This is a genomic window from Prosthecobacter gellanilyticus, assembly GCF_007992435.1.
GTDB lineage: Bacteria > Verrucomicrobiota > Verrucomicrobiia > Verrucomicrobiales > Verrucomicrobiaceae > Prosthecobacter > Prosthecobacter gellanilyticus.
In genome coordinates this window covers 25,884-49,443 of record NZ_BKAG01000027.1, presented here as the reverse complement: position 1 = coordinate 49,443, position 23,560 = coordinate 25,884, and the positions used below count along the sequence as shown (strand labels likewise).

Below are 23,560 nucleotides of genomic sequence, written 5' to 3'. Positions count from 1 at the left end.
CGGCGCGGACCGGCGGGGCCACGGCAGCGTCCACTCATTCACACCACCAGCGCCGCGAGGGCCTGCCTCACGTCATCCGCCTTGTTATAGCCATGCACCGCCAGCCGGATGCGGCCCGCGCTATGCATCACATGCACCGCCGCTTTCTCCAGCGTGGCATGGATCTCCGCGCTGCGCTCATGCATGAAGGAAACGATGCCCGTCGGGCGATCCGCACGCAGCGGGCACATGGGCTGCAAACCACGCAGTACCAGCCCGTCATGCAGTTCCTTCACCAGCGGATCCGCATGGGCGGAGATGGCCTCCACACCTACGCCGTCCACATAGCGCAGCGCCGCGTTCAGAGCATACAGCGCGGCGAAGTTTGGCATGCCCACGGAGAAGCTTTGCGCCCCGTCCTTCGTCACCGCGCGCTCGAAGCGGTCCGCATCAAAAGCATTGTTGAGGTGATACCAGCCACCTGCATGCGTGGTCAGCCGTGCTGCATTCCGCCTCGGCACGCCGATCACACAACCGCCGTGCACACCCAGCGTCCACTTGTGCGTGCTGCTGATCATGATGTCTGCGCCCTCGCAAGCCAGCGCCACACGGCCAAAAGCCTGCGTGATGTCCACGGAGATCAGCGCATTTGGCGCCAGCCTGCGCACCGCCTCCTGCAGCGGCTGCCAGTCGATCCGGTGCCCGTTGTAAAAGCTCACCAGGGACACCTGCACGAGCTTCGTCTTCGCGCTCAGCAGCGGCAGCAGATCCTCCACATTCAGCTCCCCATTCACCGACTTCCAGAGCACACTCTTCGGCGGCACCACGGCGCGCATCCAAGGCGTGGCACCGGCGGGGAAATCCAGGTCTGTCACCACCACCTCATCGTCGGCTCCGAGATTCAGCGCCGAAGCCAGCAGGTTATAAGCCTCCGAACTGCAGGAGCAGAAGGACACCTCATCCGTCATCAGCCCCAGCATCTTCGCGCTGATCTCGCGGCAGGCCTCCACGGCCGCAAAATGCCCGTCTCGTCCCTTCATGCCGCGCGATTTGTCCCGCCAGTATTCCTCCAGCGCCTCATGCACCGCCAGCGGCGGAATGCTCTCCGCCGCTGTGTTCAGGTAGGCAATGCCAGAGAGAGACGGAAAGTCGCGTTCGCGTGTGGAGTCAGTGAGCATGATCGGAGACTAATTCGCGAATCATGACTTTCTTGCGCGGAGATGTCTCCAAAGAACTTCACGGTCTACTTCTTCGGCACGGTCAGGACGTCTCCATTCTCGAGGGGCCTGGAGCCGCTGGTTGTGAAATTGAGCAGGATCAAGGTGGCTCCGCGCTTGAGCTGCAACTGCTCGCTGTTGGCCTGCTCGTTGAAGCCCTGGGCCTCAGCAACGATGTCCTTCACGGTCATCCCAGGTTTGAGCGTGTACTTTCCTTGCCTCTTCACTTCACCCACCACGGTTACCGATGCCTCAGTTGGCGCCACGGCAGCGGTCTTCGGTGTCGAATCTCCAATCTTGTTCGCATCCACCTCCTCTGCCTGGATGATGAAAAAGACCAGGTCCTTGGTCTTCGGCATGCGGTCCGTGAGCGCACCGCCCTCCGGACTGCCTAGACCGCCGAAGACCACGCTCTGGCCTGAGCGCAGGACCACGTTGCTCGCCGTCTTCAGCGTGTGGAAGATGGGCATCTGCATCTTGTTCTCGGTGATCTTCACTCCATTCACCGCGTCAGGCTGCTCAATGGGTTTTCCATAGTCCATGAAGCCTTCAAAGCTGGTCACTTCCGGCACCAGGGCGAGATTGATGACGTGGTCCTCCGTGATCACCGGCTCCACCTCCATCTTGATCCCCACAGGTCGCATCTCAAAGGCCGTTGGTGTGGTGGGAATGACGGCCTGGTCTTTGCCCAGTTGCTTCGGCGGATCAAACTCCGTGGGGTAGATGAACTCACGCGTGATCTCCACCGTGGCTCTCTGGCCGCTGCGTGTGGTCACGGATGGCGCGCTCATCAGATTCACCCCCCTTTGCTGGGACAGTCTCCGCACCAGTTCCTCCATTTTTTCGGAGCTGAGAATGCCCAGGTTCTGCAAACTGGAGCTTCCATTCAGAGTCAGCCCCATCTCCTGCAGCACCGGTGAATCCACGGGAATGCTGATAAACCGGCTGCTGATCAAGACCTGCAGGGGCAGCTGCACCTGCTCTTTCCGGCAGGCCGTCAGCCCGGCCAAACCAAAAGCAATACCAAGAACAGGCAGCAGGACGGCGACCTTCTGGATCCCCGAAAATCCATATCGTCCACGACCGGACTGCACCAGATTGGCCAGCCGGCCGCGCATGGCCCTGGCGCTGGCGGACACAGACATCGCGAGGGCCAGTGGCAGCCATGGACGTCCGGAATGTGCGCCAAGTGCCGCGACCGCACTCAGCAGCTCTCCCGCAAAGTCATCCGCCCCCTGCCCGCTGCGCTGCAGGGCCAGGTCATCACAGGCCTGTTCCCGCGTGCGCTGGCTGGCACGGAACATGCCCCACACGAACGGATGAAACCACAGCAGCAAAGCCGCGAGAGTCGTGAGCAAGGACACCAGAATATCTCCACGTGCGATGTGAGCGAGTTCGTGACGCAAGACCAGCCTCAGCCGTGTTTCTGACCATCCATTGGCCTGCTCTGGAAGCAGAATGATCTTCCGCCTCAGCCCCCAGGTCATGGGCACCTGGCATTCCGCGCTCATGCGCAGGCTGCTCGCAGGCAGATGCAGTCCCAGAGCTTCCGCTTCCTCCTGAAAGCAGCCCTGAATCTCCCGATCTTCCACCAAACGTGAAGACCTCAGCAAACGTGAAAGCGAGCGCGCAGACACCATCAGCACCACCCCGCCAGCACCGGCACCCCCTAACCAAAAGAGCGTCCACACGTAAGATGGCATGCGGTCAGAGACAGACACTTTCAAGCTCAGCGCAGAATCAGCAGGAGGAGCTGCGGGGCTCTCGGTCACCATCTTGGCTGGAGCTGCGTTAGCGATGACCGCCGGCATCTCCACCGGCCATGCCACCCGCCACCCAGGCACCACAAGGCTCGCCAGAATCAGCACGGGAATGAGCAGCAGCACACTGGCCTGCACGAAGTGCCGCCGCGCTGCGGACAGTCGCGGAAAGAGCGTCAGCACACCGCCAGTGAACGCGAGCAGCAAGGTGGCTTGCAGTGTGACATCAAACAACCAACCAGAAGTAAAGGAGGCAGTGGAGATCGTGGACATGGTGATGAAGGGTTCAGGGTTTCTTGACCTTGGCTTGATCCAGGAAGCGGCGGAGCTCTTCGACCTCCGTCTTCGTGAGCTGGGTTTTAGGATGACTCAGATAAGAGGCCAGGGCCTGGGACACGGAGCCGCCGAAGAAGGTGCCGATGACCCGACTGAGCGTGGACTGCCCCACCTCCTCCCGCGAATGCACAGGCTGGTAGATGAACTCGCGTCCGTCCTGCCGGTGCTTGAGCTGCCCCTTCCCTTCCAGAATGGTGAGGATGGAGCGCAGAGCCGGCCGTGTGGGTGGCTCTGCCATGTCCTCCAGGATCTGTGAAAGCGTGGCCTCACCACGGGCAAACACGAGGTCCATCACTTCGCGTTCGCGTCGACTTAATGGCGTGATTTTCTTCATAGGCTGAAATTTCAGCCCATCAGCGCGCAAACGTCAATAACAAAAGGTTGAATTTTCAACCTTTTGCAAAATAGCTACCCGCCGTTACAGAACGCTCATTGGTTCTACGAGCCGGAGGCTCGATGGCTCGTAGCCGGTGGTGAAACGAGCGACAGCGAGTGCGAACCACCGGACACGAAATGATGAAGCATCAATCAGTACCGTGTCCCGGAGGGACACTGGAAGTATGAGACAAGCAACCATGTCCGGCCGATGGAGTGGCGTCATCAACGTGCGGTTACTTCCAGCGTCTCTCCGAGACGCGAGCCTGATCTGTAATCCTGCCTTCAATGTCCGGTGGTTCCCGGTCGCTGCGCGACCTTCACCACCGGCTACCGGCCATCGAGCCTCCGGCTCGCCAGGCCTGGTCAGCATGGGCAAAGAGCTAGAAAGCCTAACTTACTTTTTGCCAAAGAAATCCGCGAGCTTCTTCAAATCCGTGGCGGCGGCAGGCTTCATCGCGCTCTCGATGATCGTCTGCTGCAGCGCCGCGAGTTCGGCGACGCCCTTGCGGCCGAGGACTAACATTTGATCCAGCTGCGCCTGGGTAAAGGTGGCTTCTTCGCCGCTGCCCTGGATCTCGACGAAGTCACCGTCTTCCGTGAGCACGATGTTGCTGTCGACGTCCGCCTTGGCATCCTCCTCATAGCAGAGGTCCAGCAGAGCCTCGTTGTTCCAAAGACCGACGCTGATCGCAGCGACTTTCTTCTTCAGCGGCTGCTGCGTGATCTTGCCCTTCTCCAGCAGGCGATTGAAAGCGATGGCGGCGGCCACACAGGCTCCGGTGATGGCTGCCGTGCGTGTGCCGCCATCTGCCTGCAGCACATCACAATCAATGCACAGCGTGCGTGAGCCGAGCTTCTTCAGGTCCACCACCGCGCGCAGGCTGCGGCCGATGAGACGCTGGATCTCGATGCTGCGGCCATCTGGACGGCCGCGGGTGCTGTCGCGATCTTTGCGATCGAGCGTGGAATACGGAAGCATGGAATACTCTGCGGTGAGCCAGCCACCCTGCACCCCCTGCACCTTCATCCAGCGAGGCACCTCATCCTGAATAGTGGCCGCGCAGATGACCCGCGTATTGCCAAAGGCGATGAGCACGGAGGCATTGGCGTGAGGAGCGATGTCGAGAACAAACTCGACCGGGCGGAGTTGGTCGGCACTACGGCCATCAATACGGGGCATGGATCTGGCATAGCGAAGGGCCGGAAATGGTCAAGGGCACGTGTCATTCCTGGGAAAGACCGCGCCCCAGGAAGACACAAAGCGCTTGTCGTGAAGGCGCTTTGCTGTTCACATGCGCGAGAGTTGTTGAACGATTGATCATGAACGAATGGGACCGCCGCATTCTGGCCGCGCAGGGCTACGTGGAACTCGGCCTCCATGAGGAGGCCCAGGTGGAGCTCGCTGCCCTGCCGCTGGACATCCATGAACGCGTGGACGTGATCGAGCTGACCGTGCTCTGCCACATGCATGACCAGCGCTGGATCGAGGGGCTGGCCCTGGCGCAAAAGCTCTGCCGGCTGGAGCCGGACCAGCCGGGAGGCTTCATCCACGCCGCCTTCTGCCTGCATGAGCTCGGCCGCACCATCGAGGCGCTTGACGTGCTGGCGCGCGGGCCCGCCGCCCTGCGCACCAAGCCCGTCTACTACTACAATCTGGGTTGCTATCTAGCCCGTCTCGGCGAGGAGGAACAGGCGCTTCAGCACCTGAAGCAGTCTTTTGAAATGGATGGCGATCTGCGCCGCGATGCCCGCCATGATCCGGATCTCCACGGCCTGCGCCAGAAGCTGGAGACCATTTGATCTGATCACCCTTTTTGTTAGCGGCTCCACGGGCCGCTGTCACTTCCCTTCGCCGCCGCATGTTCAAGCCCACCTCCAGTCATCTCGCGGACGTCACCGCGTGGTTTGAGGACAATTTCCGCTCCCGCGGAGATCTGGGCGCCTCTGTGTCCGTCTGGCAGAGCGGCGTCGAGATCCTGAACCTCGGGGCCGGACACTGCGACCGCGCTCGCTCACGAGTGTGGACGCAGGACACGCTGGCGCCAGTGTGGTCCGCCACCAAGGCTCCTGCAGCCGTCTGCGCGCTCATGGCGCTGGAAGAGGCACGTCTGGCGATCGACAGCCCCGTGGGCGAGGTCTGGCCTGAATTTGTAAGCTCGGGCAAGGAGCACATGTCCTTTGCCCATCTGTTTTCCCACACCGCTGGTCTTTGCGCGCTGGATGAGCGGGTTTCGATCCTGAACTACGACTCGGTGATCGAGGCGCTGGAGCATCAGCAGCCGCTCTGGGAGCCAGGAATGAAGCAGGGCTACCACGCGCGCACCTTTGGTTTCCTGATGGACGAGATCGTCCGCCGCATCACCGGCGAGGAGTCTCTGGGAGGCTACTTCCGCGAAATGATCGGCGGACCGATGGATCTGGACTTCTGGATCGGCCTTCCCGTGGAGGAGCACTCCCGGGTGGCGACCTTGTACCCCGGCAAGATCAGCATCGCCGATGCCGACCGCCCGTTTCTCAAGGCCTTCAACACTTCTGGAACGATCACGCAGCGCACGTTCACCTCGCCCATGGGGCTGAATGCCATCCAGGACTTCAATCAGCCTGAGACATGGCAGCGTGGTTATGCCAGCATGGGCGGCGTGGGCAGTGCTCATGGACTGGGCAAGTTCTACGCCATGCTAGCGCAGGGCGGCACCTGGGAAGGCAGGCAGATCGTCTCCGAAGCCATCGTGCGGCAGTTGAGCGAAACCCTCTCAGAAGAAGAGGACCTTGTGCTTTGCACCCCCATCGCCTTTGGCACGGGCGTGATGAAGGACCCGATGCAGACGAACCCTGAGCAGCCTCCTGGCAAGCTGCGCCAGTACTTCGGCCCCTCACCAAGCGCGTTTGGTCATCCAGGTGCCGGCGGCTGCCTGGCCTTTGCGGATCCAGAAAACCAGATCAGCTTTGCCTACGTGATGAACCAGATGGAAACCGGCGCACTGCCCGGGCCGAAGAGCATCGGGATGATCGAAAGGCTCTACGGTCTGTAGAACGGGAGCGTGGGGACCAGCGAAACACGGTCCCGGGCATGCGCGCTGCCCACAAAAAAACGCCTGCCCAGAACCTGGACAGGCGTTTTCAAAAACGGCCGTGAGACTTATTCCGCCGCCAGATCTTCGACGGTGAAGTCGGAGAAGATCATGGAGGCACCACTGGCCTTGGTATCAGGACCCAGATCCCAGGCAGCGTAGATACCACCGAAAGAGACCCCGGCTGGAAGAGCGGCTGGAGCAGCGACGTCCACGCCGTCAATCCTAGCCTGCCAAGTCCCGCCTTTGGCGCTGAGAACAAGTTCCATGCGGTGTGCACCACCACCTGGTGTGATTCTCTGAATCGATTCCTGAACGGAACCATCTGGCTGAACCAGAGACAGCTGACCTGTGGCGCCATTCACCCACAGCGCCCCCAGCGGCTTGCCGTCTGTGCCCGTGATCTGCCAGCCAAACTGGTCATCTCCATCCTCGGAGCCGCCATCCAGCCCCATGCGGAAGGATGCTGCCACCTCACCCGCGCCAGAGAGAGTCTCCACCTGATCCGCCCAAAGCTGCACAGGTTCCGAGGAAGAACCTTCACCACCCAGACGGACGGTCGGAAGCCCTTCGGTGTCAGGATCGGAAGAAGCCGACTTGGCAAAGGCATCAGAGGCATGCCACTCTTCGGCAGCCACTTCCACCAGGCCAGTCTCAGGAGAGGGAGGCGGTGGGGGAGCACCTGGCGCAGGCGGCGGCGGCAGAGGGGCGACTCCCGTCGGAGAGGCGCTCACCGTCAGCGAGTAGGGGCCATAGCCCACCATGCCATTGATCAGGAAGAGACCGGGACGCACCAAGATCAAAATGTCAGTGTCAGTGCGATTAGTCGTCACAGAGACCACTTCCGATGTGATCCCAATGTAGGGGGAGGACCCCGCAAACGTGTAAAGTGTGAGATTGTCCGGCCCGACATAGGCGGTATTACCCGTCACGCGCTCCGTGTAAACATCCAAAGACAGGTCCACCGGGCTGCCACCCACCGCGAAGCCATCAAGATTGATGGTCACGAAGGACGGGTCTTTCACCTTCAGCACATAAAACACATAGTCGTTCACGTCACGGTTGTCGCCAAGGACGGTGGTCGCCGTCGCAGATGGCGTCAGAATCGTGGCATTGGCCAGGTCATTGGCATACTGCACTGAGCGGGTGAACTGCTGTGGAGCCGTGGCCGTGCCTCCGCCCGAAGAGCCTGTCACCCTGCCCGTGATCGTGACCTGCAGATTGCTGGCCGTCGTAGGTGCATTTGCCGGGACCGTGGCGAGCAACGATTTAGTGACGGGTTCATACACGGACGAACCCACCACACCGCCAAAGGTGACCGTGGCGGGATAGTTGAGATTAGTGCCAAAGATCCTCACCTTCTCGCCTGCCCTGGCGATTCTGGGGAAGAACGGAACATTCGAAATGCCGGCCACGGCCTGAATGGTCGGCGGGTCGATGGGGTCGATCTGCACATTGATCTCATTACTGAAGGTATCACCAAAGAAAGGGAAAGAATACACACGCACCCGATACTTGCCACCGTAGGCCACCTTGGCCTGGGCGAAGACCAGCTTGGCCCCCAGCTGCTTCGTAGGATTGGTCGCAGCACCCCAGACGCCGCCTGTCTGCTTCTGCCACTCATACTGAATGGACCCCTTGCCCGTCGCGACCACCGGCGTGGATTGCACAAGATCTTCCTCGGTCCCGGTGACATCCCCTGGCTGCACGGTAATCACAGGCGGACCGTTGACCGTGATGACCACGGTTGCGCTGATCAGCGTGGCGATATAGTTGCCCACCCGGCAGCTGTACTTCCCGGAATCGAGGGTCGATGCGGGGTCGATGACCAATTGACTGGTGGTGGCACCGCCAATGGCGATGCCATTTTTCAGCCATTGGAAGGTCAGAGGATTGGCGAGGAAATCGCCGGCAGGTGCCGTGCGGTCAGTACCGGTGGCTTCCACGACCAGATGCAGCTTCTTACCCGCCGGAATATTTGGCGTGCCTTTCGTGATGCTACCGTCATAGGGCATCACCGTGGTCTGCTTGGTGATCTTCGGCGCTTCATCCACCTGCAAATACATCTCTGCCGAGACCACCGTGCCCGTAGGCTCGCCTTTGGGTGCATTGAGAACAGTGCACTGATAATAGCCGTGACGTGCCACCGAAAGGTTGGAAAGGGCCAGGGTGGCCGCCGTGCCAATAACCAAGGGATTATAAACTCCCTGGGCCACAGGACGGAACCGCCACTCATACTTCAACGGAGCGGTGCCTGTAGCGACGACGAAGAGCTTCGCCGCGCCTTTGGTGCCTCCGAAGGTCTGGTCAGGGCTGCGGGAGGTAATGATAGGCGGGGAGATGACGGTCAGCAAAGCAGAAGCGCTGGTGACGGTGCCGACCTGGTTTTTGATGACCACCTTGTAGCTGCCGCGGTCATTCCAGGTGAGCGGGTCGAAGGTCAGGGTGTCCGTAGTGGAACCCGGCACGTTCAGGATCTTGTTGTCTTTGTACCACTGAAACAGTAGGGTGCCCTCGTTACCCGTGGTATCCATCTGGACATTGAAGGTGGCAGCATTGGCGGCCGTCATGAGGCTCTTCGTCAGCTTCACAGGCTGCGTGGTGATCTTGGGTTTGCGAATCACCACCACGTCAGCATTCATGCTGGAGGTGACCGTGCTTCCGAAAAACGGATTCTTGGTGTCTGTAAAGCCGGGGCTGTAGGAATTGACCACTTCCACACGATAAGTGCCAGGACCTTCTGCCAGGCCGTCCGTCACGATGTCCGTGCCTTTGATCGAAAGGGTGGCAGCCGAGGCCTTGGGAATCAACACGTTGTTTTTGAACCAGCGATAGTAGAAGGGGCCATTGCCACCCGCCACCACCTTCAAGGTGCCTGCGGCACCGTAAGTGACGATCAGGTTGGCTGCTGGCTGGGTCAGGATCGTAGGACGCGTGTTGACCTTCAGGATGACGTCCTTGCTGAAGACATTGATATTGGAGGCATTGGTCACCACCGCACGGTAGATACCCGCATCATCCAGCTCCACGTTATTGAGCTGGAGAACGTTCGAACGGTCAACAGTGTTCGTGGGGCCAGCCACCAAGGTGTAGGTGGTGCCGATCTTTTTCTGCCAGGAGTAGATGAAAGGACCTTCGCCAACCACTGGGTCCAGAGTGACGGTGAACGAGACATCATCCTTGGTATCGTCAAATGCCGTGGGAGGGACGGCCGGAGCTGCGGGATTCCCGCTGATCTTGGGACGCACGTTTACCGTGACCAGGCCGTTAGCCGAGTTTACCCAATCAAAACCTAGCGCCTGTTCCGTCACCGTCACATAATACTCGCCTTCATCGGTATTCTTGGAACTGGCAATAACGAACGAACTGACCGAGGACTCGGCCCTGACTTCGACGGCTTGGTTGTTGACCAGCTTCCACCATTTATACGAAAGCGGGCTGCTCGTTGTGGAATGGGCAGCCACCGTCAGAGTGATCTTGGTGGCATCAGGCACGGTCACGTTGGCGGGTTGGGTGTCGATGACGACGGCACCGAACGCAGCGCTTGCCTGGATGAGCAGGACGCTCAGAGTAGCAAAAGCGCTCTTGAAAGGTAGGAATTTCATGAATGGGCTAAGGGGTGGGCTGGGAGCACGGTCGACGATCATCGCTGATCGCAAATACAATGACAATACAAAACTTCTCGGGCGAAAATTAGCCGCAGTATGCGGACCGCGGGGTCCTTGAACGTTGCAGATCAGCTCTTCTTTGGCCATTTTGACAAAACTTCTTCGATGATGCCAGCCAGCGGACGCCCCCCCTCTCCGCCGAGTTTTTCATCCAGGGCTTCCAGGCGCTGAATCAAGTCGGCAACATGCTTGCGGGGATACATTCCCCCGGCCGCCTGGCAAAAATGCGTGCGGCAACCGAAGGGCCGGTGCTGGTAAATGGTACAGCGGCCATCCTGGCCCAACAGCGGGCACGCACCGTCAGGGTGAGGCTTCAAGTTCTTCCGGCCACTGGCACGAACCCCGCGGGCAGCGTAAAGCGCCTCACCGAGCGTGAGCATGGGGGTGTGGCCCGCCAGTCGGAAATGGCAGCACCGGGTGCGCATCTGGCAGTCCCTCGGCAGGGGCCGGGCCTCCAGAGCGGCGTAGATGGCGCGGATCTCCTCCCGCTCATCGGGCACGGGCTGGCGGGAGGAAGGCCTGGGCATGGGTCAAAGTCAGCGCCAGAGCACAGCCTGGTTACTCGGGCACGATGATCTGGTCATCCGGCTGCACCTGCACATCCACGTTCGGATCTCCGGCACCGCTGGACAGATTATGAAGCGTGGCAGCGCGCCCGGCGCGGATGAGCTTCACCTTCTTCATGCTGCCGAAAGGCGTGGGGCCGCCGGCCGTCATGATGGCCTGGGAAAGTGTCATGCTCTGCTTGTAGGGCACAGCTCCGGGCTTGTTCACTCCGGTGATCATCACGGTGCGCATGGTGGCCGTGCTTTCACCGCCATCAATGGACACCACCACGGTCGGACGGGTGTAGATCTCCTGGCCGATGTAGTTCTGCTCAATGCTCCGCTGCAACGCCGAAGGCTTCAGGCCGACCGCGCGGACATTGCCGATGTAAAGGAGGGGGATCGTGCCGTCGTCAGAGACGGTGTACACACCTCGGATCTGCTGGATCTCATTGTCAGGAATCCCCCCGACGGAGACGGTGATGCGGTCACCTTTGCGCAGGGGCAGTTCGCCCGTCTGGGCCTGAAGCCCGGCCAGACCGAGGACGGCGCTGAGGAAAAACGTGATCAGTGTTTTCATGGCAGAAGTATAAACGAATCCGTGCGGTTAGAAAAGATCTCCCTGAGGAGCCCGGGACGCAGGCGAGGGCGCGGCATTGGGAGCAGCAGGCGCATCCGAGCGGCGGCGGCGCTTCTGCGGCTGCTCTCCAGGCGCAGCCGCCTGGTTGTTCGGCGAGTAATAGGTGTAGTAGCTGGTGTAGTATTGGTACTGCGAGTCACTGCGGACATCCACATTATTCAGCACCACCCCGAGCACACGCCCGCCGACATTCTCCACGGTCTGCTTCACGCGCATGAGCATGTGGCGCGGCAGCTTGCGATGCTGAACCACCAGCATGGTCATGTCCGCCTCATTGGAGAGCACGGAGGCATCACTGACACCCAGGATCGGCGGGGAGTCGATGAGCACAAGATCGAAGCGGCTCTTCACGTCCGCGATCAGCTCGCTCATGCGCTGGGAATTCAGGATGCCGGCGCTGTCCGCGGGCAGCAGGCCGCTTGGGAGGAAATAAAGATTGTCGATCGGGGTGCGCACCACGACATCCTCCAGGCGGATGTTCATGGTCAGATAATTGGTCAGGCCGTTGGCATTGCTGACATCAAAGAGCCGGTGCAGGCTCGGACGGCGCAGGTCAGCATCGATCAGCAGCACGCTGTAGCCCCCCTGCGCGCAGACCGTGGCCAGATTGCACAGCGTGGTGGACTTGCCCTCCCCTGCCCCGCCGCTGGTGACGGTGATGCAGTTCGCCTCGGGATTCCGGCGGTTGAACTCGATGTTTGTCCGCAAAATTCGATAGGCCTCCGCATCCGGATTGAAGCCGCTGGTGCGGTGCAGCACGCCGACATTCTTTGGCACCACCGCGAGCACTGGCACGCCGAGGAAGCGCTCCACGTCATCCAGGCTCTTCACCGTGGTGTCCATGTACTCCAGGAAGAAAGCCAGGCCGAGGCCGAACATGAGACCGAGCACGCCGCCTAACGCCAAGTTGAGGCTGATGTTCGGCTTGGAAGGACGGCCCTCAGCCTCCGCCTTGGCATAAATGGTGGCGGGAGACTTCACCAGTTGCAGGCTGGCATTGTTCTCCGAATAGCTCTCCCTGAACTTCAGGAGCAACGCCTCGATGTAAGTGACATCGTCCATGGCGATCTTGTAGTCGTTGTAGGTGGCGCCTTTGGAGATCTGCTCCTTGTCCGCCTCCTTGCTGTAGGTCTGCAGAGTTTCGCGGCGCATTTTGGCGGCATCGAAGCGGTTCTTCAGACCTTCGATGTAGGATTGGGTCTCGGCGAGAATGAGTTCTTTTGACTTGGCGAGCTGCTTGTCAGCCGTCTGCACCAGCGGGTGCTTCCTGCCCAGACCTTGCTGGCTCAGGCCCTCACGCGTGATCTGCAGCTTCTGGTACTCCGCCGTCATGCTGGTGAGATTTGGATTGTCCAGACGGAGGCCGGAGGCGCGGGCCACCAGTTCATCCGGAGAAAGCTTGTCCAGCTGCTCAAGCTCGGAGGTGAGGTTCTGAACCTCCAGATCTGACTGGAGCATGGCCTGCTCACGTGAGGCCACCATGCCGTCCTTGCTGGTGGCGAGGCTCACACCCGGCGTGATGGATGGGCCGCCACCGGCGATCCAGTCTCCGACGATGCCGGCCTTTTTCTTGGCCTCCAGCATCTTGGCACGAGCCTGGTCACGCAGTGATTCCTGCTCAGCGATCTGCTTTTGCATGCGCTCCAGAGCCTCGCGCTTCTGCGAGGAGTCGATCTCGATGCGCTGCGTCATGTAGCTGGAGGCCACAGCATTCGCCACATCAGCCGCCAGCGCGGCATCCTGATCATAGAATTCGATGATCACAAAGTCCGAACGCGGCATGGACTGCGCGTTCAGATTCCCCTGCAGCTTGCCCAAGGCAGCCTGGCGGGAAGGCAGGCTCCATTTCTTCTGCAGATCCAGCTTCTCGATCACCGGGTAGAGCGTCTCGGGTTTGTTGATGCTCTCGAACTCCGTCTTCACAAACACATCACTGCCTGCCAGCATGTCACTCGTATCCCGGTTGAAGACCTGCACCTTGTTCTGCAAACGCTCGATCTTCATCTCCACACGGCCGCGGTATTTGCGCGGCATGATGTAGGTGATGATGGCCGCCGTGGCGAAAACAAGGAGGAACGACAGGCAGATCAGGCCGAAGCGATTGCGGATGATCTGCCAGGAATCGATGGCCTGGGCCTGGATGTCTTTGCCGGCTTCGCTCATAGTGAATTGATTATCTGAGTTTGTTAATCATTTTTCAGCTTAGAATCCGCCAGCGGAGCTTGAGGGCCTGCCGCTGGCGGATTGAGGTTTGGCTGTTGGGGAGAGTGGATCAGAAGGAAGCTGTCAGGCCCAGGGAGATGTTGTTGCGCTGAAACTCACGAGCGGCATCGTCCGAGGAAAGCAGAGAGTAGGTGTAGGCGGCATCCAGGGCCAGATTCTCCGTGATGTTATAGCTCACACCGGCGGACAACATGAGGCTGTGCTCCGTCACATCATTCGTCACAGAACCACCATCAAAGTCACTGTAGGCATACTGCGTGCCTGCGTGGACACCGACGCGCTTATTGATGCGATGAGTCACATTCACGCCAGTGCGGAGGGAATAGCGGCTCTGGAAGGAGGAGAGCTCAGCCCCATCGAAGCCCAGAGCACCGAACCAGCGAGCCTGAGTCTGACGTGCCACGGCGTAGTTGAGAGCCACCTCGGCGTAAGGTGCCGTTTGGTTGGTGCGCTCGGAGCGCATGAACTCAGCACCCGCGCGGAAGGATCCCGAGAAGCGCTGGCTCCAGGCGTGGTCGATGCCCGCCAGGGCGAAGTGGGACTGATAGTCACGTCCCCTGGAGTTCTGATATCCCACATTGCGGAAACGATACTCGGCGGTGACGCTCGTGCGCTTGGTCAGCGCATAGGTGAACTGCTGCGCGACGAGCTGGGACAGACGGTCCTCGGCTTCAGAAACAATGTCGTCTTCATAGGTGATGCCGTCCACCGTCAAGGAAGTGGTGGTGGAGAAGCGCTGGCTCCAGGCATAGCTCACGTTGAAATTGTTGAAGCCATAGAGATACTGGCCGTTGAACAGCGTGGTCGTGCCACCGAGAGCCATGTTTGGCTGCGCCTCATAGGTGAGGAAGAAGTTATTGCTGATCTTCAGACGCTGCGAAACCTGATGGGCGATATTGAAGGCCACACGTGCATTATAGAAGGTGTTATCGTAGCGCTCGATATCATCCAGATAGTGGATGGCACCGAGATCGACCGCGAAGCTCCAGGGGGTGGTTTGATCTGCATCCGTGTAAGTCGCCCCGATGCCGCCCTGCACATAAAAGGTCTCAAAGCTCTCAACGCCAGGGATGTCATACTCCAGCTGATCGTAACCACCACGGGTGGTGATGCTCCAGGTGAGCGGCTCGTCCGCCTGAAAATCACCGGAATAATTCTGAATGGCCACCAAACCCTGCGCTCCAGCGCGAGTGCTCAAAGCAAAAATGCCCATCGCGGTAAGCAAATAGAGGAGGGAGCGCATGAGTGTTGAAGAAGGGTTGCTGCTCGGAAGTCAGAAAGGCGTGAGTCCCAAACTCAAGGGTAGAACGGCAGATTGATATACGGAGAGATGCAACCGTTGCCTTTGCAGCGCTTCTTGCCAGGAGGGAAACCACCGGCGGGAGGTTGCAGAAGATAGATGCCACGAATGGAGGCGGGAATGATGTAGTCCTCTTCCACCACAACTGGGGCGGGAGCCAGGGGGACCGGGTTCTTCACGTCTTTGCCAGATTCGCTCATCACGATCGGCTGGGGAGTGGCGGCGGCGCTCGGTGCGACTGCAGTGGCGCAGTCCATGATCACGCCAGACATCTTAGGGGCCACGGCGATCGCCGTCTGAACAATCTGGTTCACCAGTGTCGCGTCAGCCTTGGCAGACAATATGGCAGCGCGCGTGATTTCGCAGGCGCACGACTCATTGATGACGAGAGCATCTTCCACAATCATGAGAACCTTTCCGGGTTCTTTCTCCACCGCCAGAGACACATCGCGTGCAATGTCATCACAAGGCGCAGCAGCACTGGAAATCACTGCTCCAAAAAATGCAGCGATGACGCCAAATGCGAGAGGCAAATGAGAGAATGTTTTCATAGCTGCTAATTCTAAAATTTTGCGTGTGGAAGGAGCCTCTAACTGGAGCGGGTAGTGGGAATCGAACCCACATGGCCAGCTTGGAAGGCTGGAACTTTACCATTAAGCTATACCCGCAGTTAAAGTTATAATAACACGCAATATCTCACATCAGCAAGATATTTTTTAGAATTAGCACAAAAAGTTTTAAATTTTAGAAAACCAAAAGACTCAAGTTTGCTAAATTTTAAACATTTTTGTTCTTCGTCTGAGCCTGAGTTTTAGCATCAAGCCCCCTCCTGGCAAGCTGAGTTTGAATGACCTTTCAAGAATCTGACATTTTCGTGTGCCACCTATCCCTACACCCGGATTTAAGTGCGAAGAAATCTCTACCAAGCAAAATTTCCGAGACGAACATCAGAGTTACCCAAGGAAGCTGTGCACTGGCTCGTTATCGCCAGCGATGTCCCCCAAATGGGTGACAATTGTGTGCCGAGAAAGAGATCAGCCGCCCTCTTTAGGAGTATGTCTTTCTTCATATGATTTCTGGCAAAATCATTGCTCCAAAAATAATTGAGGATTCCTCAACCATTGTGTGTTAAGTTTGAAATCCCCTTCGTATCGTCGGGGTATCAACGTAACCTGTAACTAGTTCGTATTTAAATCTGTATTCCCTGACATGGAACTCGACGGAGGCATTAAAATCTACCTGCGTGAGATCGGCAAGACTGACCTGCTGACTCCCGAACAGGAAGTGGACCTCGCTGAGCGCATCAAGCGCGGCGACCCCGAAGCACGATCACACATGATCCGTGCGAACCTTCGTCTGGTCGTGAAAATCGCCCAAGACTACGCGAACTACGGGCTTCCATTGCTGGACCTTATTTCCGAAGGCAACATCGGCCTCATGAAGGCGGTGGAGCGCTTTGACCCTAACAAGGGTGGCAAGCTCTCCACGTACGCTGCTTGGTGGATCAAGCAGTCCATCAAGCGCGCTCTCGCGAACCAGTCCAAGACCATCCGCCTTCCTGTCCACATGGTGGACAAGATCAGCAAGATGCGTCGTGTGGCCATGGCCATGTCTGAGGAACTCGGTCGCGAGCCTACGGATGACGAGCTTTCCGAGGAAATCGGTATCGACCGCGCCAAGCTGAGCCAGCTCAAGGTCGCCTCCATGCGTCCCGCGTCTCTCGATGCGCCGATCAGCGATGACGACAGCACCGAGTTCGGTGAGATCGTGGGCGACGAAAACGCCCAGACACCTTTCGAACTGCTCAGCCACAAGAACATGCACGGCCAGCTTGATGGCCTGCTTACCGTTCTTGATGAGCGCGAACGCAAGATCATCGATGCTCGCTTCGGCCTTGCCGGTCAGAAGCCTCGCACGCTGGAAGAAGTCGGTCAGGAGTTTGGCGTCACGCGTGAGCGTATTCGTCAGCTTCAGAACATCGCTCTTCGCAAGCTTCGTCGTGCGCTGCAGAAGAAGGAAGACCCGATTCCAAAGGTCCTCCGCAATGCCGGCTCCAAGAAGAAGAAGAAGGCCGCTGCCGAAAAGGCCGCGGAGTAAGTTAGCGATCTTCGCGTAGCGTCCTGGAGTGCGCCGGTCCTCCGGCGCTTTGGAAGTCCGTGCGAGGAGATATCGCGCAAGCTATCTGCGAAGGCCTTCGAGATCCATTCATCTATAGAAGTGCGCAGATCACGCGCTCCGTCGAGAGCGCCAGAGGACAGGCGCAGTCCAGGACGCTGCCGCGACTCCCTCGCCTCAAGCGCGCTCCATCGTCACACGTCCCCCGCAGAGCATTACCTCATGCTTCTGCCCGAGCCGCTCACACGCCTGGACAAACTCATCCGGCGTCACCGTGTTAAACGTGAACATGTCATAGTGGCACGGCACCACAAGCCGCGCGCCACAAGCCTTCGCCAGCTCCGCCGCCTCTGTGCCGTTCAAGTTCCCGGCCACTCGTCGCTCCGGCTTGTTCCCATTGATCGGCAGCAGCATGAGATCAATCGGCCCAAACTCACGCAGCGCGGGCAGCAAGCCGTCATGCATGAGCGTGTCACCACTGTGATAAATCGTGAATCCGCCACGCTGCGCGATGAAGCCGAGGAAGTGACACCTGCCCTGCTCATCTCGCTTCACATCGTTATGCGCGGCCGCGATGCCAGTGATCTTCCATTCACCGTCCAAGGTCTCCTTCTCATCCAGACCTGCCAGCGTGATCTCAGCATCTGCTAGACGCTGCTTTGCCTCTGAAACAATCGCTGCGGGCAGCACCAGAGTATAACCAGGATTGCTTTTCGCCAACGGCACCAAGGTTTCCGCATCCAGATGATCCGTGTGGATATGGCTCGCGGTCACCAGCGGGATGCCCGCAAGGCGTGCAGGATCCACACACAGCTCCGTCATGCGCAAATGCGGCTTGTCCGTGGCCGCATACTTCTTCGTCAGCGAGTCTGACAGATAAGGATCAAACAGCAGCGTGGCTCCTGCCTGCTTCAGCAGAAAACCACTCTGGCCTAACCACCAGATCTGCAAACGCTCATCGTCCTTCGAAACGGAAGCGATATCGGCCAAAAGGGCCTCGTCTTTGAGCAGCGGCTGGATCATCGCTTCATAGTGCGCATGAGCACCATGAAGCGCAAGATTCCGGTCGCATCCTCCATGCCGCCTCAGCGGAACCAGCCACGGATGCGGTCAAACAATCCCGGGCCGCGCGGACCCGAGCGGCGCGGCTGCATCTGCGGTTGCGCCACGATGCCCGTGTGTAGCTGGCAGAAGCCCTGCGGGATCAGATCATAGGGAAGTTCATCCTCATACGCCATGCCCGAGGCCTGGCAGCCCGCCGTGGCGAGCTGGCTGGTGTTCCGGCACAGCGCCACGCTCGTCAGTGGCGGCTCCGTGCGCGGTCCGGCCGGGATGTAACCCAGCGCCACCGCCTTCTTCGCCACGTCCGCCCAGATCGGGATGGCCATGCGGCTGCCATAACCTTCGTCGATGATCGTCTCCGGCTTGTCCAAGCCCACCCACACCGCGCATGTGATGCGGTCCGTGTAACCCGCGAACCACGCATCTTTGTAATCGTTGGTGGTGCCAGTCTTGCCACCCCCCTTTTCTTTAAAACCGTGCTGGGAGCGCAGGCTCGCTGCCGTGCCCTTGTCCATCACCTGCCCCAGAATGCGCCGCATCACATGCGCCACACCAGGAGTCAGCACCTCCACCTCGATGACACTGGCATCGTAGAGCGTGTTCCCCGCCTTGTCCGTGATCTTGTGAATGATGAAGGGCCGGCGGCGCACGCCATCATTCGGAAAGATGGTGAAGGCACTCGCAAGCTCACGCGCATTGCCGGAAAGATTGCCGATGAAGAGCTGCGGATTCTTCACTGCATGATCGCCGATGCCTGCATCTCCGAGCACACGCAGCACGCGGTCTAGTCCGGCGTAGTTGCCCAGGCGGATGGTCATGGTGTTGCGGCTCTGCACAAGCCCCGCCGTGAGGGTCTGCGCACCTAAAAATTTGTTATCCGAGTTCTGCGGATTCCAGGACGGATCCGCTCCATCGATCTCACCCGGCTGCAAAGGCGCATCGTCAATCAGCGTGCCCGGCAGGAAGCCGCTGGCCAGCCCCGTCGCATAGACAAAAGGCTTCACCGTGGAGCCGATCTGCCGCTGGCCCAGTGTGGCGCGGTTGAACTTGCTCTGCCGGTAGTCACGACCGCCGACAATCGCGAGGATGCCTCCGGTTTCATTGTCCAGCACCGTCAGCGCACCCTGCAGATAAGGCGTGGTCGTCAGTTCCGTGGCCGGATCCCAGGTCTCGTCAAACTTGGCCTTGATGGGGTGCTTGTAGCCGCGCGTCGTTTCCACGGTGGCGAGACGTTTCTCCACCGCCTCCTCCGCGGCTGTTTGCAACTCTTTGTTCAGCGTCGTGTAGACCAGCAGACCACCGTCCTCGATCTCATGATTTTCCAGCAGGCGATCCAGGTCACGTCTCACGGAGTCTAGCGCCCAGTCACCCTGGCTTTGAAACAGCGGCTGCGCGCGGATCACCACATCCGCATAGCGTGCCTGCAGTTCTTCTTCGGCTGTGATCATCTTCAGCGTCAGCATGCGCTGCAGCACATCATTGCGCTCCTTGATGGCGCCTTCGTAATTGCGGAATGGCGAGAAGCGCACCGGGCTGCGGATGATGCCCGCGATCATCGCCGACTCGCTCAGCGTGAGCTGGCTGGCATGCTTGCCAAAATACACTTGGCTCGCCCGCTGGATGCCATACACACCCGTGCCGAAGAAGATGCGGTTCACGTAGTGCTCGATGATCTGCTCCTTGCTCCACATTTTCTCGATGCGGCGCGCCAGCATGATCTCCAGCAGCTTGCGGTGAAACGACCGGTCGTTCAGGTCCGGGTAGCTGTTGCGCGCCAGCTGCATGGTCAGTGTGCTCGCTCCCTGCACCACGCGGCGCTCTTTGATGTTACGCACCGTGGCACGGGCCACGCCGTAAAAGTCGACTCCGCGATGATTGTAGAAACGGCTGTCTTCACGCGCGAGCAGGGCCTGGACAAACTGCGGCGCCACCTGGCTCAGCGGCACGACGATGCGGTTTTCCCCGTGCATCCTGCCCAGCAGTTCACCTGTGGAGTCCATCACCATCGTTCGTTCGGGCATCTGGCCCAGCGCGGCCAGGTCATACTTCTTCGCCATCTGCGCGTAGATGCCCAGGACCACCGCCAGGCTCACCGTGGCCAGCAGGCTCAGCACCATGAAACTCAGGAGCAGCCGGCGCCGCCAAGTCCTCCAGCGTGACGTGTTCGGTGGCGGACGGTGCGGGGCGGAGGCTTGGCTTTTTTTCATTGGGGAGCGGTTATCAGACGCCGCCGTCTCAGTTTCATTCTAGAAACCTTACAAGCAACTACGAGCTAGGACAGCTTCATGGCCGGGTCAGGATCACTTTTACCACGGTTTCACGTCACAACCGAACGCATATCCAGCCTTGGCGAAAGTGGTTCTTTTTGAGGAAGATACAGCATGTTCATCAGCCGCGCAGCCCGCCAGCGTCTCCTTTCGGTCGTTTCGACTCTCACCTTGGGATGCCTTATGAGTCTGACCACTGCGGACGCGGCCTGGAAAGCCGGTGCTGCCAGTGTGGACATCACTCCCACGCACCCCGTGCGCCTCAGCGGCTACGGCAGCCGCACCGCCGAGCACGAAGGCGTGCAGATGCCCCTGCACGCGAAGGCCATGGCCCTGACCTGGGACAACGAGACACCTGTGGTCATGCTCACCGTCGATAACTGCGGCGTGCCTGGAAAGATACGCGCTGAGGTTTTGGCCAATGTGCAGAAGGCCGGTTGGAAGCTTGAGGATGCGCGCTTCTCCCTGCACTCCAGCCACACTCACTGCGCCCCCATGCTGCCAGGCGTGCTGCCCTTTTTGTTCGGCACAGATCTGACCGAGACCGAGCAGCAACATGTGAATCAATACGGCGAGTTCCTCACCGTCAAAATGACCGAGGTGGTCATCGAGGCACTGAACGCGCAGAAGGAAGCCAAGGTCGAGTGGTCCTCCGGAAAGGTGGGCTTTGCCATGAACCGCCGGCTCAAAACACCCACGGGCTTTGCCAACAGCCCCAACTATGGCGGCCCCGTGGATCATGCTCTGCCCGTGATCCGCGTGACCTCGCCAGACGGTGAATTACGCGCTCTCTACACCAGCTACGCCTGCCACTGCACCACGCTGAGTATTCCCAAAACTCATCCCGACTGGGCCGGCTGCGCGCAAAAGGAGCTCGAGCTGCGCTTCCCCGGCGTGGTGGCCCTCACCGCCATCGGCTGTGGTGCGGATCAGAACCCGAATCCGCGCCGCGAGCTCGCGCTTGCCGATCTGCACGGAGCCCAGCTCGCCAAAGAAGTCGTGCGCCTCATCAATGAGCCCATGAAGGCTCTCGCCGGCCCCATGACCTGCGGCAGCAAGGATATCACCCTGCCCTTCGACACTCTCCCCGATCAAGCCACTTGGCTCAAAAACAGCCAGAGTGCCACCAAGGCCACTGCTTACCATGCGAAGCACTTCCTCGGCATGCTCGAGCGGAAAGAGAAGATCCCCACCGAGCTGCCCTACAACGTCCAGGTCTGGAGCTTTGGCGATACCCTGCTCACCATCAATCTGCCCGGCGAGGTCGTGGTCGACTACGGCCTGCGCTTCAAGAAGGAAAACGACCCCGCCCGCACCTGGGTCAATGCCTACACCAACGATGTCCCCTGCTACATCCCCTCCCAGCGCGTCTGGGAGGAAGGCGGCTACGAAGCCGCCGGCGCCATGGTCTACTACGGCCGCCCCACCCGCTTCGCCTCCGGCATCGAGGAGATCATCGCCAAGGCCGTACATGAGCTCGTGCCGGAGAGGTTCAAGGTGAAGTAGCCGAAGTCGCGGAGCGTCCCGGAGTGCGTGTGGCAGAGAGGCAAGGGCACCCTTGCCTCGTCGACACCGCTTAGGATGTGCGATGCCTTCAACACACAGCCTAACGATCCCCGCGCCGCGTCCTGGAGTGCGCCTGTCCTCTGGCGCTCTTGAAGGCCTAACGAAAAACTTCGCGCAGGCAATCTGCGCAGTCCACCCATGGTCCATCTGCTTGGGGCCAGCGCTTTGTTCGGCCTCTTGTGACAGCAGTCTTCGTTCATATCGACACTTGGCTGCGCCAATGTCGCTTCTCAAGCCCACGGTAGTTCGGAACGTCCCTGATAGACAACAAATAGTTCGCGAGTCTTGGCAACTCGTCGTCGGCTAGGTCACCCTCAAACGGCTGAATCCGAATATGGTTTCCGTAGTTGCGTTCAAGCTTCTCAGGACTGTCGTCAATCATGAGCATCCGCTCCAGACTAAATCCAAGGCGAGTGACCTTCCGAAGATCCTTCACAGTGTATCGCTCAAACGTCTCATGGTTCGTGCGTTGAGTGCATCTCGCTGCCGACCAGAGAAAGCGCAAAGGGTAGTCACGAAAGACCCGGGCGACGATCTCTGCCGCATACTCGCTGCCTGCGGATGTCCACACCGCTAGTTCAAATTGGCTCGCAATACGCTCAAGGAACTCGGAAAGAAGCGGCCGTCGATATACTTCAAACGGGCCAACAACAAAGTCGCTCGGCCGGTCTAGCGGCGACTTCGTTGCGTGGATGAGAGTCTCGTCGAGGTCGAGGATAAGCAGTGGCTGAGACATTGAGCTAAAATAAATCACATTCGGGCCGCGAGGAACTTCGTTCTATGCTGAACGAGCCAAGCTTAGCGAGATAGCCCGGCTCGCTGCGGTTTCACATTGGTGTACTGCTGGTTATGCGCGAGTTGCCTCGAGGCGTTCATAACCAGATTCGGCAATTGATTCAAAAATCTTATCAAGGTTCATGAAGACCTCCCAGTCCTCCTTGCCCAATTCAGCCGAGAAACGTTGCACTGCCTGCTTCTCGAAGTCAGGATCTCTCTTGCCCTTCCAAAGTTTATCGGCGAGGCGAACGACAATCTCCTCGGTGTCGAGTTCATCTGTGGTGTCAGAACTGTGGGAACAACAGATTTTCGATATGGATTCGGGAAGCCCTAGCCGCAATGCAACTTCGCGTCCGATTGCCTCATGAGCGCTTCCCGGTATCGAGAGTTCCTCCGTTACGACGCTCTTTCCTGCGTCATGAACGGCTCCCATCAGCCCGGCTCGTTCTGGGTCGGTCACGATTCCGAGCGATCGGAGTGCGATCGCTAAATTTACGGCGACGCCGGATACGAGCTTGTGGTGTTCGATCAATCGTTCCGGAAAGCCCGCGATTCGCTGCTTCTGGAATAGCTCAGCAAAATTCATTACTTGGTATAACAATTTAGATGAATGAACGCTTTGTGTGCGGCGAGCAACATTGCAGGCAACAAAAATG

The 23,560-nt window shown here is 59.2% G+C and carries 18 protein-coding genes and 1 tRNA gene; 4 read left to right on the top strand and 15 right to left on the bottom strand.

What is annotated here, in order from left to right; all coding sequences use genetic code 11:
- Positions 1 to 38: 38 nt before the first annotated feature.
- The 4 genes from BGE01nite_RS17595 to rph form a co-directional block, all read right to left on the bottom strand.
- Positions 39 to 1,157 carry an aminotransferase class V-fold PLP-dependent enzyme gene (locus tag BGE01nite_RS17595; protein WP_146852035.1) on the bottom strand — a complete coding sequence of 373 codons (1,119 nt, stop codon included), beginning with the start codon at positions 1,155 to 1,157 and terminating at the stop codon, positions 39 to 41.
- Between the two features lie 65 nt (positions 1,158 to 1,222).
- A complete protein-coding gene (locus BGE01nite_RS17590; protein ID WP_146852033.1) occupies positions 1,223 to 3,229 on the bottom strand; it encodes a M56 family metallopeptidase in 2,007 nt (668 codons plus the stop codon).
- 13 nt (positions 3,230 to 3,242) lie between these two features.
- On the bottom strand, positions 3,243 to 3,626 hold the full coding sequence (locus tag BGE01nite_RS17585) for a BlaI/MecI/CopY family transcriptional regulator (protein ID WP_146852031.1): 384 nt from the start codon (positions 3,624 to 3,626) through the stop codon (positions 3,243 to 3,245).
- A gap of 438 nt (positions 3,627 to 4,064) precedes the next feature.
- Complete coding sequence (gene rph / locus BGE01nite_RS17580; RefSeq protein ID WP_146852029.1) at positions 4,065 to 4,850, bottom strand: ribonuclease PH; 786 nt, start codon at positions 4,848 to 4,850, stop codon at positions 4,065 to 4,067.
- 140 nt (positions 4,851 to 4,990) lie between these two features.
- Here rph and BGE01nite_RS17575 point away from each other — a divergent pair, with 140 nt between their 5' ends.
- Positions 4,991 to 5,470, top strand: coding sequence for a TPR end-of-group domain-containing protein (locus BGE01nite_RS17575; protein ID WP_146852027.1), 480 nt, complete (start codon positions 4,991 to 4,993; stop codon positions 5,468 to 5,470).
- A gap of 59 nt (positions 5,471 to 5,529) precedes the next feature.
- On the top strand, positions 5,530 to 6,702 hold the full coding sequence (locus BGE01nite_RS17570; protein WP_146852026.1) for a serine hydrolase domain-containing protein: 1,173 nt from the start codon (positions 5,530 to 5,532) through the stop codon (positions 6,700 to 6,702).
- 107 nt (positions 6,703 to 6,809) lie between these two features.
- On the opposite strand, the gene BGE01nite_RS17565 is transcribed toward BGE01nite_RS17570, so the two are convergent.
- The 7 genes from BGE01nite_RS17565 to BGE01nite_RS17535 form a co-directional block, all read right to left on the bottom strand.
- On the bottom strand, positions 6,810 to 10,346 hold the full coding sequence (locus BGE01nite_RS17565; protein WP_146852024.1) for an immunoglobulin domain-containing protein: 3,537 nt from the start codon (positions 10,344 to 10,346) through the stop codon (positions 6,810 to 6,812).
- Positions 10,347 to 10,477: 131 nt separating this feature from the next.
- The gene (locus BGE01nite_RS17560; protein ID WP_146852022.1) at positions 10,478 to 10,936 is read right to left on the bottom strand and encodes a YkgJ family cysteine cluster protein; all 459 of its coding nucleotides are present in this window, start codon (positions 10,934 to 10,936) and stop codon (positions 10,478 to 10,480) included.
- A 31-nt stretch (positions 10,937 to 10,967) separates the two neighbouring features.
- Entirely contained in the window at positions 10,968 to 11,534 is a 567-nt protein-coding gene (locus BGE01nite_RS17555) for a polysaccharide biosynthesis/export family protein (RefSeq protein WP_146852020.1), read from the bottom strand.
- Positions 11,535 to 11,561: 27 nt separating this feature from the next.
- Entirely contained in the window at positions 11,562 to 13,757 is a 2,196-nt protein-coding gene (locus BGE01nite_RS17550; RefSeq protein ID WP_146852018.1) for a polysaccharide biosynthesis tyrosine autokinase, read from the bottom strand.
- A 109-nt stretch (positions 13,758 to 13,866) separates the two neighbouring features.
- Positions 13,867 to 15,060 carry an outer membrane beta-barrel protein gene (locus BGE01nite_RS17545; RefSeq protein WP_146852016.1) on the bottom strand — a complete coding sequence of 398 codons (1,194 nt, stop codon included), beginning with the start codon at positions 15,058 to 15,060 and terminating at the stop codon, positions 13,867 to 13,869.
- 53 nt (positions 15,061 to 15,113) lie between these two features.
- On the bottom strand, positions 15,114 to 15,668 hold the full coding sequence (locus BGE01nite_RS17540) for a hypothetical protein (RefSeq protein ID WP_146852014.1): 555 nt from the start codon (positions 15,666 to 15,668) through the stop codon (positions 15,114 to 15,116).
- 43 nt (positions 15,669 to 15,711) lie between these two features.
- Positions 15,712 to 15,785: transfer RNA gene (locus tag BGE01nite_RS17535), tRNA-Gly, on the bottom strand.
- A gap of 541 nt (positions 15,786 to 16,326) precedes the next feature.
- Here BGE01nite_RS17535 and BGE01nite_RS17530 point away from each other — a divergent pair.
- Complete coding sequence (locus tag BGE01nite_RS17530; RefSeq protein ID WP_146852012.1) at positions 16,327 to 17,214, top strand: sigma-70 family RNA polymerase sigma factor; 888 nt, start codon at positions 16,327 to 16,329, stop codon at positions 17,212 to 17,214.
- Between the two features lie 195 nt (positions 17,215 to 17,409).
- On the opposite strand, the gene BGE01nite_RS17525 is transcribed toward BGE01nite_RS17530, so the two are convergent.
- Both BGE01nite_RS17525 and BGE01nite_RS17520 read right to left on the bottom strand, forming a co-directional pair.
- The gene (locus tag BGE01nite_RS17525; RefSeq protein ID WP_146852010.1) at positions 17,410 to 18,255 is read right to left on the bottom strand and encodes an MBL fold metallo-hydrolase; all 846 of its coding nucleotides are present in this window, start codon (positions 18,253 to 18,255) and stop codon (positions 17,410 to 17,412) included.
- A gap of 62 nt (positions 18,256 to 18,317) precedes the next feature.
- Complete coding sequence (locus BGE01nite_RS17520) at positions 18,318 to 20,501, bottom strand: transglycosylase domain-containing protein (RefSeq protein ID WP_146852008.1); 2,184 nt, start codon at positions 20,499 to 20,501, stop codon at positions 18,318 to 18,320.
- A gap of 243 nt (positions 20,502 to 20,744) precedes the next feature.
- Here BGE01nite_RS17520 and BGE01nite_RS17515 point away from each other — a divergent pair, with 243 nt between their 5' ends.
- Positions 20,745 to 22,067 carry a neutral/alkaline non-lysosomal ceramidase N-terminal domain-containing protein gene (locus tag BGE01nite_RS17515; RefSeq protein WP_170266862.1) on the top strand — a complete coding sequence of 441 codons (1,323 nt, stop codon included), beginning with the start codon at positions 20,745 to 20,747 and terminating at the stop codon, positions 22,065 to 22,067.
- Between the two features lie 256 nt (positions 22,068 to 22,323).
- On the opposite strand, the gene BGE01nite_RS17510 is transcribed toward BGE01nite_RS17515, so the two are convergent.
- Together BGE01nite_RS17510 and BGE01nite_RS17505 are read right to left on the bottom strand one after the other, a co-directional pair.
- Complete coding sequence (locus BGE01nite_RS17510; RefSeq protein WP_218033021.1) at positions 22,324 to 22,863, bottom strand: HAD family hydrolase; 540 nt, start codon at positions 22,861 to 22,863, stop codon at positions 22,324 to 22,326.
- 111 nt (positions 22,864 to 22,974) lie between these two features.
- The gene (locus tag BGE01nite_RS17505) at positions 22,975 to 23,490 is read right to left on the bottom strand and encodes an HD domain-containing protein (protein WP_146852004.1); all 516 of its coding nucleotides are present in this window, start codon (positions 23,488 to 23,490) and stop codon (positions 22,975 to 22,977) included.
- Between the last annotated feature and the right edge of the window lie 70 nt (positions 23,491 to 23,560).